This window comes from Vibrio chagasii, assembly GCF_002954585.1.
Lineage (GTDB): Bacteria > Pseudomonadota > Gammaproteobacteria > Enterobacterales > Vibrionaceae > Vibrio > Vibrio chagasii_A.
In genome coordinates this window covers 2,442,437-2,454,638 of sequence record NZ_MSCI01000002.1, presented here as the reverse complement: position 1 = coordinate 2,454,638, position 12,202 = coordinate 2,442,437, and the positions used below count along the sequence as shown (strand labels likewise).

The 12,202-nt window shown below is 44.8% G+C and carries 10 protein-coding genes; 8 read left to right on the top strand and 2 right to left on the bottom strand.

All coding sequences use genetic code 11. The features are described from left to right. The first annotated feature begins 22 nt into the window (after nucleotides 1-22). Together nlpD and rpoS are read left to right on the top strand one after the other, a co-directional pair. Nucleotides 23-937, top strand: coding sequence for a murein hydrolase activator NlpD (gene nlpD / locus BTO10_RS19405; protein ID WP_105025544.1), 915 nt, complete (start codon nucleotides 23-25; stop codon nucleotides 935-937). A 98-nt stretch (nucleotides 938-1,035) separates the two neighbouring features. Next, nucleotides 1,036-2,016 (top strand): RNA polymerase sigma factor RpoS, encoded by a 981-nt coding sequence (gene rpoS, locus BTO10_RS19400; protein WP_105025543.1) that lies wholly within the window; start codon nucleotides 1,036-1,038, stop codon nucleotides 2,014-2,016. Between the two features lie 87 nt (nucleotides 2,017-2,103). Here the strand turns inward: rpoS and mutS are convergent, their stop codons facing one another. Continuing rightward, on the bottom strand, nucleotides 2,104-4,665 hold the full coding sequence (mutS, locus tag BTO10_RS19395; protein ID WP_105025542.1) for a DNA mismatch repair protein MutS: 2,562 nt from the start codon (nucleotides 4,663-4,665) through the stop codon (nucleotides 2,104-2,106). A 124-nt stretch (nucleotides 4,666-4,789) separates the two neighbouring features. On the opposite strand from mutS, the gene pncC reads away from it, so the two are divergent. Next, nucleotides 4,790-5,284: a nicotinamide-nucleotide amidase gene (gene pncC, locus BTO10_RS19390; protein ID WP_105025541.1), complete on the top strand. Its 495-nt coding sequence runs from the start codon at nucleotides 4,790-4,792 to the stop codon at nucleotides 5,282-5,284. A 141-nt stretch (nucleotides 5,285-5,425) separates the two neighbouring features. Further along, a complete protein-coding gene (recA, locus tag BTO10_RS19385; protein WP_004739060.1) occupies nucleotides 5,426-6,466 on the top strand; it encodes a recombinase RecA in 1,041 nt (346 codons plus the stop codon). A 160-nt stretch (nucleotides 6,467-6,626) separates the two neighbouring features. Here the strand turns inward: recA and BTO10_RS19380 are convergent, their stop codons facing one another. Continuing rightward, nucleotides 6,627-7,565 (bottom strand): winged helix-turn-helix domain-containing protein, encoded by a 939-nt coding sequence (locus tag BTO10_RS19380; RefSeq protein ID WP_258099944.1) that lies wholly within the window; start codon nucleotides 7,563-7,565, stop codon nucleotides 6,627-6,629. A gap of 179 nt (nucleotides 7,566-7,744) precedes the next feature. Here BTO10_RS19380 and BTO10_RS19375 point away from each other — a divergent pair, with 179 nt between their 5' ends. The 4 genes from BTO10_RS19375 to alaS all read left to right on the top strand — a co-directional run bounded on the left by BTO10_RS19375 (nucleotide 7,745) and on the right by alaS (nucleotide 12,201). Further along, the gene (locus tag BTO10_RS19375) at nucleotides 7,745-8,023 is read left to right on the top strand and encodes a hypothetical protein (protein WP_105025540.1); all 279 of its coding nucleotides are present in this window, start codon (nucleotides 7,745-7,747) and stop codon (nucleotides 8,021-8,023) included. 164 nt (nucleotides 8,024-8,187) lie between these two features. Continuing rightward, nucleotides 8,188-8,694, top strand: a complete 507-nt coding sequence (gene tpx, locus BTO10_RS19370; protein WP_105025539.1) for a thiol peroxidase — start codon at nucleotides 8,188-8,190, stop codon at nucleotides 8,692-8,694. A 183-nt stretch (nucleotides 8,695-8,877) separates the two neighbouring features. After that, nucleotides 8,878-9,366 carry a hypothetical protein gene (locus BTO10_RS19365; RefSeq protein ID WP_105025538.1) on the top strand — a complete coding sequence of 163 codons (489 nt, stop codon included), beginning with the start codon at nucleotides 8,878-8,880 and terminating at the stop codon, nucleotides 9,364-9,366. Nucleotides 9,367-9,618: 252 nt separating this feature from the next. Then, nucleotides 9,619-12,201: an alanine--tRNA ligase gene (gene alaS, locus BTO10_RS19360; RefSeq protein ID WP_105025537.1), complete on the top strand. Its 2,583-nt coding sequence runs from the start codon at nucleotides 9,619-9,621 to the stop codon at nucleotides 12,199-12,201. Nucleotide 12,202: the final 1 nt, after the last annotated feature.

Here is a 12,202-nt window from a genome sequence, read left to right as displayed (position 1 = left end):
GGTGTAGGTGGATAGAGAGTCGATGCGTTCGAAGTTGTTAAAAGGAAGCTCCTTACTGCTTAGCTGTGCACTTGTTGGGTGTGCAGCGAATTCACCTGCGCCAGTTTCAAGCCTAAGTAAAAACTACTCGTCGATTGACCGCGGCAGCTATCGTGGCAGTTACTACGAAGTAAAAAAAGGCGATACGCTTTATTTCATCGCGTATGTCACCAATAAAGATGTACAAGACCTGATTAGCTATAACAAACTTGCAGCTCCTTATACCATCCACCCTGGGCAGAAGCTTAAGTTGTGGCGTCCTAGCTATAACGCGCCAGCCTATGGTAAATCAACGGTTGTAGCCGCAGCAGTCGCTGCTCCTGTTGCCGCGTCCACAGCATCATCGACGGCAAGTAAACCTAAAGCAACCCCGCAGCAGAGCAAAAACTCTAAACCTGCGCCAGCTCAAACTACAGCCAAAGTGGCGAAAAAAGATCCACCAAAGAAGGTTGAACAATCCAAATCAAAGGAGTATGTTGGGGCTAAAGGTAAACAGAATGTTACACCGTCCACCAAACCAACAAGTGATAAAGTATCCAAGTGGTTATGGCCAACAAAGGGGAGAGTAATTAAGAATTTCTCTGTAGGCGAACAAGGAAATAAAGGCATAGACATAGCAGGACAGCGAGGTCAGCCAATAGTATCTACTGCAGGGGGAACGGTTGTTTATTCGGGTAATGCATTACGAGGCTACGGCAATCTAGTGATTGTGAAGCACAATGATAATTACTTAAGTGCATACGCGCATAACGACCGACTATTAGTATCTGAAGGGCAAAGTGTGAAACCAGGGCAGAAGATTGCAACAATGGGAAGCTCTGGAGCCAGCAGTGTTAGGCTGCACTTTGAGATTCGTTACCAAGGTAAATCCGTCAATCCAAAACGATATTTACCTTAAATACAATACCAACTAATCACGTATTGTATTGAGTGACATAGTCATTTAGCGACATATGAAGTTGTAATGTCATGCTAATTTCGCCAGGGGGAGGCGTTATGAGTATAAGCAATGCAGTAATCAAAGAAGAGTTCGATCTTGACCAAGTAACCACGGAATCGGAAACACTTGAACAAGAGAAGCGAACAGCCACTAATAAAGCCGAAGTTAAAGAAGAAACAGAATTTACTTCCAAGAGTTTAGATGCGACGCAACTGTATCTGGGCGAAATCGGTTTCTCACCACTATTAACCGCAGAAGAGGAGGTGCTATATGCACGTCGAGCTCTACGCGGTGATGAAGCAGCACGCAAACGCATGATCGAAAGTAACCTGCGTTTGGTAGTTAAAATTTCTCGTCGTTATAGCAACCGTGGTCTAGCACTTCTTGATCTAATCGAAGAAGGCAACCTAGGTTTGATTCGCGCCGTAGAGAAGTTTGACCCAGAGCGTGGCTTCCGTTTTTCTACCTACGCGACATGGTGGATTCGTCAGACCATTGAGCGTGCTTTGATGAATCAGACTCGCACTATCCGTTTGCCAATTCATGTTGTGAAAGAGCTGAACATCTACCTGCGTACTGCAAGAGAACTATCACAGAAACTTGACCATGAACCAACAGCGGAAGAGATTGCTTCTAAGCTTGATAAACCTGTTGGTGACGTAAGTAAGATGCTTCGTCTAAACGAAAGAGTGAGCTCGGTAGATACGCCAATTGGTGGTGATGGTGAGAAAGCACTACTGGATATTATTCCAGATGTGAACAACTCAGATCCTGAGGTTTCGACTCAAGATAGCGATATCAAAAACTCACTGATCTTCTGGCTTGATGAGCTGAATCCTAAGCAGAAAGAGGTGCTTGCACGTCGATTCGGCCTATTAGGCTATGAACCGTCAACGCTAGAAGAAGTTGGTCGTGAAATCAGCCTGACTCGTGAACGCGTTCGTCAAATCCAAGTTGAAGGTCTTCGTCGTCTACGTGAGATCCTTATCAAGCAAGGTTTGAACATGGAAAACCTGTTCAACGTTGAAAACGACTAAACGATATCCACTGTATGGAATCAAAAAAAACGCTGACTTAATGTCAGCGTTTTTGTTTTTATCGGGGTTAAAGGTATTTGCCTTTGATTAGAGCAGTTTCTTCAAGCGGTACAACTCTTCCAGTGCTTGGCGTGGCGTTAGATCATCAGGATCCACATTCGCTAATGCTTGCTCTACTTCGCTTGGTTCCGGGATAAGGCTCAGTTGGTTCGCAATATCAACGCCGCTCGGCTTCGATGTAGGAGACTCAATGCTCAACGCTTCAAGTTGTGTCAGTTTCGTACGAGCGTTCTTGATCACGGCTTTTGGTACGCCAGCTAACCCAGCAACCGCTAGGCCGTAAGACTTACTTGCTGCACCTTCTTGAACTGCGTGCATGAAGGCGATGCTGTCACCGTGCTCTACTGCGTCTAAGTGAACGTTGGCCAGTGTTGGAATCTGGTTTGGTAGTTCGGTTAGCTCAAAGTAGTGCGTCGCAAACAGTGTCATCGCATTGATTTGATTCGCTAGCCACTCAGCACTTGCCCAAGCTAGAGATAGACCATCGTAAGTACTGGTACCACGACCGATTTCATCCATCAGCACCAAGCTGTTTGGTGTTGCGTTATGCAGAATGTTAGCTGTTTCTGTCATCTCAACCATGAAGGTTGAACGACCAGACGCTAGATCATCTGATGCGCCAATTCGAGTAAAGATGCGGTCGATAGAGCCAATGGTTGCGCTCTCTGCTGGAACATAACAACCGATATGTGCCATTAGCGCGATAAGTGCTGTCTGGCGCATGTAAGTCGATTTACCACCCATGTTTGGACCTGTAATGATTAGCATTTTACGCTTGTCGTTAAGGTCAATTGGGTTAGCAATGAATGGTTCATCCATCACTTGCTCAACCACAGGGTGACGGCCTGCTTGGATTTGGACGCCAGCAGATTCGGTCATGGTTGGACGACAATAATCGAGTGTGTCTGCACGCTCGGCTAAGTTCTGTAAGACATCAAGCTGAGACACAGAAGAGGCGATGTTTTGTAGTTGCTCTAAATGTGGCAATAGTAAATCAAACAGCTCTTCCCATAATTGCTTCTCGATAGCCAGAGCTTTCGACTTAGAGTTTAGAACTTTGTCTTCGTGCTCTTTTAGCTCAGGAATAATGTAGCGCTCAGCGTTCTTTAGTGTTTGACGACGTACATAGTGAGGCGGCACAAGGTGGCTTTGTCCGCGGCTTACTTGAATGAAGAAACCGTGTACATTGTTGTAGCCAACCTTAAGTGTGTCGATGCCGTGACGCTCACGCTCTTCTTGCTCTAATTGATCAAGGAATTCGGTTGCACCAGCTGCCAGGTTACGCCATTCGTCTAGTTCGGCATTGTAGCCTTCAGCGATCACACCACCGTCGCGGATAACCACAGGTGGGTTCTCTTTGATGGCGCGCTCTAGTAACACAGATACTTCATCTAAAGGAGAAGCATACTGAGCAAGTTGGGTCAGGTATGGATGCTTTAGTTGGGTTAGCGTGTCTGCAAGCTCTGGTAGGTATTCCATCGCTTGACGAAGTCGCGCCATATCACGTGGGCGAGCCGAGCGAAGTGCCAATCGAGCCAAAATACGCTCAATATCACCGATCTGTTTCAGTGTTGGCTGCAGCTCAGTGAATAGCGCTAAATCTTTCATTTCGCCAATCGCATCTAGGCGCTGATCGAGTGCTGAGATATTACGCATTGGTTGATGTAACCAACGCTTAAGCATACGACTACCCATTGCGGTTGCAGTGTGGTCTAGCACTTCAGCCAGTGTGTTGTCGGTGCCTCCGCCAAGGTTTTGCGTGATCTCTAGGTTACGGCGAGTCGCAGCATCAAGGATCACCGAGTGATCTTGCTTGTCCATTGTCAGTGAACGAATGTGTGGAAGCGCAGTACGTTGAGTATCTTTTACATATTGAATAAGGCAGCCGGCTGCACACAAGCCAAGTTTCGCGCCTTCAACGCCAAAACCAACAAGGTCACGAGTGCCAAACTGTTGGTTCAACTGCTGCTTAGCAGTATCTAATTCAAATTCCCATACTGGACGACGACGATTACCTGTGCGGCTTGCCATTAATTCAACGGGTTCGAAATCTTCAGGGAACAACAACTCACGCGGAGAGGTTCTCTGCAGTTCTGCTGCCATTGCTTCTTCGGTTTCAGGTTCACACAGTTGGAATCGGCCAGAGGTAATGTCTAACGTCGCGTAACCAAATTTACCGTTGTGGTGGTAAATAGCGGCGATTAAGTTATCGACGCGTTCAGAAAGCAGTGCTTCATCGGTTACGGTACCCGGTGTCACGATACGTACTACCGCTCGCTCGACAGGGCCTTTTGAAAGTGCTGGATTACCAATCTGTTCACAAATTGCTACGGATTCGCCGAGTTGCACTAACTTAGCTAGGTATCCCTCAACGGCATGGTATGGGACGCCGGCCATTGGGATTGGCTCACCATTTGAAGAGCCGCGTTTAGTTAGTGAAATATCGAGGAGTTGAGACGCTTTTTTTGCGTCATCGTAGAAAAGCTCGTAGAAATCGCCCATGCGGTAGAACAGCAGAATTTCTGGGTTTTCTGCCTTCAGTTTTAGGTACTGCTGCATCATGGGAGTATGTTTTTGATCGGCTTTCACAGTTAACTTCTTTCGTTTATTTCTATTGCGGCTTAGGATACGTGAAAGCGTTTCGTGCGAAAAGCGGCTGAAGCGAAAAGATACGCATCCAAATGTTCTAATGGTAAATAAAGGGAAGCTGACAATGCAGATGACTCAAGATCTTAGTGAAAAACTCGGACTGTTGCTTGCAGAGCACAATCAGGTGTTGGTGACCGCCGAATCTTGTACTGGTGGCGGTGTAGCAAGTGCGGTGACTGATATCGCGGGGAGTTCTGCTTGGTTTGACCGCGCTTTTGTCACTTATAGCAATGAAGCAAAACAAGAGATGATTGGTGTGCAGCTAGAAACCTTAGTGGAATTTGGTGCGGTCAGTGAACCTGTCGTTATAGAAATGGCTGAAGGTGCGCTAGAGCATTCGAACGGAACCATCGCGGTGTCAATTAGTGGTATTGCAGGCCCTGGCGGCGGTACTGAAGAGAAGCCTGTTGGTACAGTGTGCTTTGCTTGGAAAGGGCTAAGTGGTTGGAATAAAGTGGAAACGCATGTATTTGATGGTGACAGATCACAAGTACGCCAACAAGCCACCCACCATGCCCTGCAAGTTATTTATGATTACCTATCAATGGAAGACAAGTAACATTTGTACAAATTATTTTCATACAGGTATAGACACTGTATGAATCAACAGTATAATAAAAGCCAATTAGTCACCCCTATGTGGGTTAGAAATAGATTCTAAATCGCTTGTTTCACGACAACCGATTACCTGGAGATAGTAATGGACGAGAATAAACAAAAAGCGTTAGCCGCAGCCCTTGGTCAGATTGAAAAACAATTTGGTAAAGGCTCTATCATGCGTCTTGGTGACAACCGTACAATGGATGTAGAAACAATTTCTACTGGTTCTCTATCTCTAGATATCGCACTAGGTGCTGGTGGTCTACCGATGGGTCGTATCGTTGAAATCTACGGTCCAGAATCTTCAGGTAAAACAACGCTAACACTTGAGTTGATTGCTGCAGCACAAAAAGTAGGTAAAACCTGTGCTTTCGTTGATGCTGAGCACGCACTAGACCCTATTTATGCTCAAAAGCTTGGTGTTGATATCGATGCACTTCTTGTTTCTCAACCTGATACTGGTGAACAAGCTCTAGAAATCTGTGATGCTCTAGCGCGTTCTGGTGCTATCGACGTATTGGTTGTCGATTCAGTAGCTGCACTAACACCAAAAGCTGAAATCGAAGGCGAAATGGGCGATAGCCACATGGGTCTTCAAGCTCGTATGCTTTCTCAAGCAATGCGTAAGCTGACTGGTAACCTTAAGCAGTCTAACTGTATGTGTATCTTCATTAACCAAATCCGTATGAAGATTGGTGTAATGTTTGGTAACCCAGAAACAACAACGGGTGGTAACGCACTTAAGTTCTACGCATCTGTTCGTCTTGATATTCGCCGTACTGGTTCTATCAAAGAAGGTGACGAGATCGTTGGTAATGAAACGCGCATTAAGGTTGTTAAGAACAAGATTGCTGCACCGTTTAAACAAGCTGAAACTCAAATCCTATACGGCCAAGGCTTTAACCGTGAAGGTGAGCTGATTGACCTAGGTGTTAAGAACAAGCTAGTTGATAAAGCTGGCGCTTGGTACAGCTACAAAGGCGATAAGATCGGTCAAGGTAAATCGAACTCTTGTAAGTTCCTACGTGAAAACCCTGAGATCGCTCTAGAGCTAGATACTAAACTTCGTGAACTACTACTGACTCCTGCTGTTCTTGACGAGAAAGAAGTAGAAAAAGAAGAAGAGAACGAAGAGTTTTAATTTAAATCATTACTCTTAGTTAAGAACTTGAAGCCTCGCATTGTATGCGGGGCTTTTTTATTGGCTGATACACAGCACTTCCTCAGTTTCTCATTGCGGTGGTCGCTATCTGCATCCCCCCTCAAAGCTAAGCCACTGATGTCTTGAGCGACAAGATCATTTATTGCTGTGGTTTGCCTTTACAGTAAAAGGACTCCAGTAACGGAGTAATAATGGATGGGTAAATATTGAGGCCGTCTAGCTTCTGTTTGAAGATATTTTGACTCTTTCGATTGTTGGTAAAAACAAAAGCATACATTGAAATGATGTTGTCTCGGAAAGCTGAATTAGTGATGCGAATGTAGATACTTTTTACATTGCACTGCGATAGCTCGAGGTGATTGATGTATGAGGTCATTTCGGGCTCAGTGATTGTATTTGATTGGTCATGAACATAAAGAGTGGCGCTACCAAAAGGGTAAGACTGGTAGTTGTCTTTATCCAAGAATGGCGCTAGCTCTTTGTTGTAATGAATGGAGTAGTAGGCGACCAATATGATGCCAAGCCACAGGGCGCATAAATTTAACGTAAATTGACGAGGAAACTTGGCTTTCGTTTTTTGATTACTGACTGGTTGCTGTAAATCTTGACTTATGTTTTCGTCATCAATGCTTGTGTCTGCATCCGCCAATTCAAGTTGCACTTCCGCCTCAACGATAGATTTAACTTCTTTAACCTGCAAATCTTGTTGCTTTGGTGAGATCACCAACAAGTAACCTTGCTTACTGATTGTTTTGAGCTCTAACTCATTAGTATCTAAATTTTTGAATACTTTTCGAATATAACTGATGGTGTTGGTTAGGGACTGATCGGTAACCAACACACCTTGCCAACACTCTTCAAACAACTCCTCTCGCGAAACACATCGATCTTGGTGCTTTAACAAGTACAACAGAACCTTGAACGGCAGAGGGCGCATGCTGACTGTGATATCCGCTGGATGGTGAGTCAGTGTCCTTATCTCAATATCAATAGTGACGGAATCGGTGATATTACGCATTTGATTCATGGGCTTAGTAATTTCAATGAAGTTCATTTTGGCGGGCGGTACTTTAAGCATAGGAGGGCTGTCTGTAACTGTAAAATCTCATTGGTTATATAAAGATTACATTTAGCTATGTCGTTATGTTTTTGTTTGGCAATGGTTTGTGGTGGGAACGAGGGCTGGTTGCTAACGTAATGCCGCCTCGAGCTTGGGTGATAGCTTGACTTCTAATCGTCGTTTTAAAGGTAATTAGGATGCCAGAAATTAAACAGAAAAACTCTCAATCGGTGAATCAGCTGTTGCAAGAGTATAAGGACGTCACTTCCATAGAGTCCTTTCAACTGGATGTTGTTCAGTCTCTTACTAATATTTTTGCCGATAAAGAGAAGAGCCTTGAACGCTGCGACAAGGTGACCTTACTCAAGGTTGCTCAGCAGCATATTGATCAAGAAATTGATTTCTCTCTTTCTGTTGGTTTCGACGATGCGGTTCCTATCCTCAATCAAATACGAAAAGTAATCGAAGCTGCCTAAGCGTTGAATTTGTGCCTGAGGGTTAATAAACGTTTTTACTCACTTCGCAGGTGCAAATGACGAATGACATATAGATTAGAGATGTTCGATTTGAATGTCTTTAGATAATAGCAACACAGTCAGCTAGAACAGCCATTTTAAGAATTACATTGAAAGGAATAAACATGAACACAGTGACATTTATGGGCGATAAAATCGCACTAGCAGGTGGCTTCCCGCAAAAAGGTGAAGTACTTACTACACCAGCAATGACATCGGTATCGCTAGCACCACTAACGATTTCAGAAAAACAAGCTGATTTTAAACTGATCTACTTGTTCCCAAGCGTTGATACACCAGTATGTTCAAGCAGTACTAAGGTGATCTCTGAACTAGCAGAGCTAAAATCAGAGTCAGTAGATGTATACACGGTTTCAACCGATCTACCATTTGCGCTTGCTCGTTATCAAGAGAGCGAAGGTGTGGAAGGTGTGGAGCAGCTATCGGTATTCAAAAGTCCAGAGCTATTAAAAGCATTCGGTACACAGTTTGAAGAGCATGCACTATCTGGCTTGTCAGCTCGTGCCGTTATTCTACTCGATGCGAACAACGTAGTGTTGCACAGCGAACTTGTTTCGGAAGTGACTGAAGAGCCAAACTACAACGCTATTGTTGAAGCTCTAAAAGCTTAATCATAGCGAGATGCCTTGGTGAATTTTGGGCACCAAGGCTTCACCGTTAATTACGCGAAACTTTATGGATTACAATATTTTGCTGAACCTTAGCAGGTTTCAGTCTACGCTTATAATTCCGATGCTTGCTGTGGATGATAGGCAAGTAAGTAGAGAATTAAATCAGATACAAGGTGTCACGCATTGATAAAATCTAAGCCTGCAATTTTTGTCATGATTTCAGCGTTAGGTGCATTGATTCTGGCAATTGTATTACTCATTCAACCTATCTCTTTAAGAGGTAGCCAGTGGGCGTGCAACCTCAAACATTTGGGCTTTGTTACGCCATCGTATGCGCGGTACTCTGAGTTGAATGAATTTATGCTGTACTCGTTTAGTTCTGACGAAGATTTTTTTGTTAGCGATAGGATTCAAACCCTGAATCAGCACGGGAAAGTTGAAACGGCTGAGGTTGTGTTTGTCGGGAAATACACATTGCAAGACAACCATTTAGAGATGGTGTTTAATGAAGTGAACTTCAGGCATAAACATCCGAATGACATGATCAATCGTAATCAGGCACTGTATAAGGGTTTTACGATTCAATACGATATTGAATTGGATGGTGATTTTCTTTACCTGTTCTCAGCGAATAACAGCGAAGAGTTCAATCATATCTGTACTAAGCGGTAGTCTTCCCAAATCATCCACTCCTAACGCAAATGCTTACTTATCAGAGTTTATTTAAGCTTCTCACATAAACATTCTTCCTACCGTTTTTCTTTATATCTACTTGTTACAAACTAGTGGAATATTCTTCATTTTCGCTAATTCCAACTAAAACCCTACCCAACGGCGTCTTTTCTACGAGAAAACTAGTCGAAGCCTTATCCATGATCTACAATACGGCAAAATTCTAACTCGACTATTTTCAGGAAGAGCTGCATGTACATGAGCACTGATGAGGTTCGCAACGCGTTCCTTAAGTTCTTTGAGAGCAAAGGACACCAAATCGTAGACAGTTCATCGTTAGTTCCACATAACGATCCAACCCTGCTATTCACTAACGCAGGTATGAACCAATTCAAAGATTGTTTCTTAGGCGCCGAGAAGCGTGCCTACACTCGAGCGACTACGGCTCAACGTTGTGTACGTGCTGGCGGTAAACACAATGACCTTGAAAACGTAGGTTTCACGGCTCGTCACCACACATTCTTTGAAATGCTTGGTAACTTCAGCTTTGGTGATTACTTCAAAGAAGACGCGATTGCGTTTGCTTGGGAATTCCTAACAGAAACTCTACAACTGCCAAAAGATCGTCTATTGGTAACGGTATACGAAACAGATGACGAAGCATTCGATATCTGGAACAAAAAAGTAGGTGTACCTGCTGACCGTATCGTTCGTATTGGCGACAAAGAAGGCGGTAAAAAGTTTGAGTCTGACAACTTCTGGACAATGGGTGACACCGGTCCTTGTGGTCCATGTACTGAAATCTTCTACGATCACGGCGAACACATTTGGGGCGGCCGTCCAGGCACTCCTGAAGAAGATGGTGACCGTTTCATCGAGATCTGGAACAACGTATTCATGCAGTTCAACCGTCATGCCGACGGCACAATGGAACCGCTACCTAAGCCTGCTGTTGATACAGGTATGGGTATTGAACGTATCTCTGCAATCATGCAAGGCGTGCACTCAAACTACGAAATCGATGTATTCCAAAAGCTAATCAAAGCAACGGCTGAAACGATCGGTTACGAAGACCTATCAAACCAGTCGCTACGCGTTATCGCTGACCACATCCGTTCTTGTTCATTCCTGATCGCTGATGGCGTTATGCCTTCAAACGAAGGTCGTGGTTACGTTCTACGTCGTATTATCCGTCGTGCAGTTCGTCACGGTAACAAGCTAGGTGCACAAGGCGTATTCTTCCACAAACTTGTGGGCGTGCTAGCTGAAGTGATGGGTTCTGCAGCAGACGAACTGAAGAAGCAACAAGAGCTTGTTGAAAAAGTACTTCGTATCGAAGAAGAGAACTTTGGTCGCACACTAGAGCGCGGCATGGTTATCCTGAACGAAGCACTAGACGCACTTGAAGGCAAAGAGCTAGACGGTGAAACAGTATTCAAACTTTACGATACTTACGGCTTCCCAGCTGACTTAACTAACGACGTAGCTCGTGAGCGTGACTTCACTATTGATGAAGAAGGCTTCGAGAATGCGATGGAAGTTCAGCGTCAGCGTGCACGTGAAGCGGGCCAATTCGGTACTGACTACAACGCGACGATCAAAGTGGAAACCAACACTGAGTTCTGTGGCTACACAGGTACAGAAGGTGCTGGCGAAATCTCTGCACTGTTCGTTGAAGGCGAAGAAGTTGCTTCTCTGTCTGCGGGCGATAAAGCAATCATCATCCTTGAAGAAACCCCATTCTACGCGGAATCAGGCGGTCAATGTGGTGATACCGGTACGCTAAAAACTGCGTCTGGTCTTTTCAAAGTTGAAGACACTCAAAAGCTAGGTAACGCATTTGCACACCACGGTGAGCTAGTTGAAGGTGTGTTCGCGAAAGGCGATAAAGTAGAAGCTACAGTAGACGCTGAGCGTCGTGCTGCTATCTCACTTAACCACTCTGCAACTCACTTACTTCACGCTGCACTGCGCGAAGTACTTGGTGAGCACGTGGCTCAAAAAGGTTCTTTGGTTAAGCCTGACAACCTACGTTTTGACTTCTCTAACCTTGAAGCAGTAACGCCTGAACAACTTAAAGAAGTAGAGCGTTTGGTTAACGCGCAGGTTCGCAAGAACCATGCAATTGAAACTAACATCATGGACATCGAGTCAGCGAAAGAAAAAGGTGCGATGGCACTGTTTGGCGAGAAGTACGATGACGAAGTTCGCGTTCTGTCTATGGGCGATTTCTCTACTGAACTTTGTGGTGGTATCCACGCAAGCAACACTGGTGACATTGGCCTGTTCAAGATCACTTCTGAAGGTGGTATCGCAGCGGGTATTCGTCGTATCGAAGCGGTAACGGGTGAAGCTGCACTGGATGCAGTAGAAGCTCAAGCTAACGCTTACGAAGAGAAACTGGCTGAGTCAGCTAAGAAAGCGAAATCTCTAGAGAAAGAAATCCAACTACTTAAAGAAAAGATGGCTGCAGCTGAAAGTGCAAACATCATGGGCAAAGTAGAAGAGATCTCTGGTACTAAGGTACTGGTTGCTGCTATTGAAGGTGCGGACAACAAGAACCTACGTACTATGGTTGATAACGCTAAAAACCAAGTGGGTAGCGGCATCATCCTGATCGCTAACGTAGCAGACGGTAAAGTTGGCTTGATTGCTGGTGTAACTAAAGACCTTATCGGCAAAGTAAAAGCGGGCGACCTAGTTAAGATGGTTGCTGAGCAAGTTGGCGGTAAAGGTGGCGGTCGCCCAGATATGGCTCAAGCGGGTGGTACTGACGTTGAAGCACTACCAGAAGCGCTTAAATCTGTACGTACTTGGCTAGAAGAGCGTCTTTAAG

What these genes read in the sequence shown, in the direction of transcription:
- nlpD (WP_105025544.1), top strand. Translation starts at nt 23, where the DNA reads ATGCGTTCGAAGTTGTTAAAAGGAAGCTCCTTACTGCTTAGCTGTGCA.
- rpoS (WP_105025543.1), top strand. Translation starts at nt 1,036, where the DNA reads ATGAGTATAAGCAATGCAGTAATCAAAGAAGAGTTCGATCTTGACCAA.
- pncC (WP_105025541.1), top strand. Translation starts at nt 4,790, where the DNA reads ATGCAGATGACTCAAGATCTTAGTGAAAAACTCGGACTGTTGCTTGCA.
- recA (WP_004739060.1), top strand. Translation starts at nt 5,426, where the DNA reads ATGGACGAGAATAAACAAAAAGCGTTAGCCGCAGCCCTTGGTCAGATT.
- BTO10_RS19380 (WP_258099944.1), bottom strand. Translation starts at nt 7,565, where the DNA reads ATGCTTAAAGTACCGCCCGCCAAAATGAACTTCATTGAAATTACTAAG.
- BTO10_RS19375 (WP_105025540.1), top strand. Translation starts at nt 7,745, where the DNA reads ATGCCAGAAATTAAACAGAAAAACTCTCAATCGGTGAATCAGCTGTTG.
- tpx (WP_105025539.1), top strand. Translation starts at nt 8,188, where the DNA reads ATGAACACAGTGACATTTATGGGCGATAAAATCGCACTAGCAGGTGGC.
- alaS (WP_105025537.1), top strand. Translation starts at nt 9,619, where the DNA reads ATGTACATGAGCACTGATGAGGTTCGCAACGCGTTCCTTAAGTTCTTT.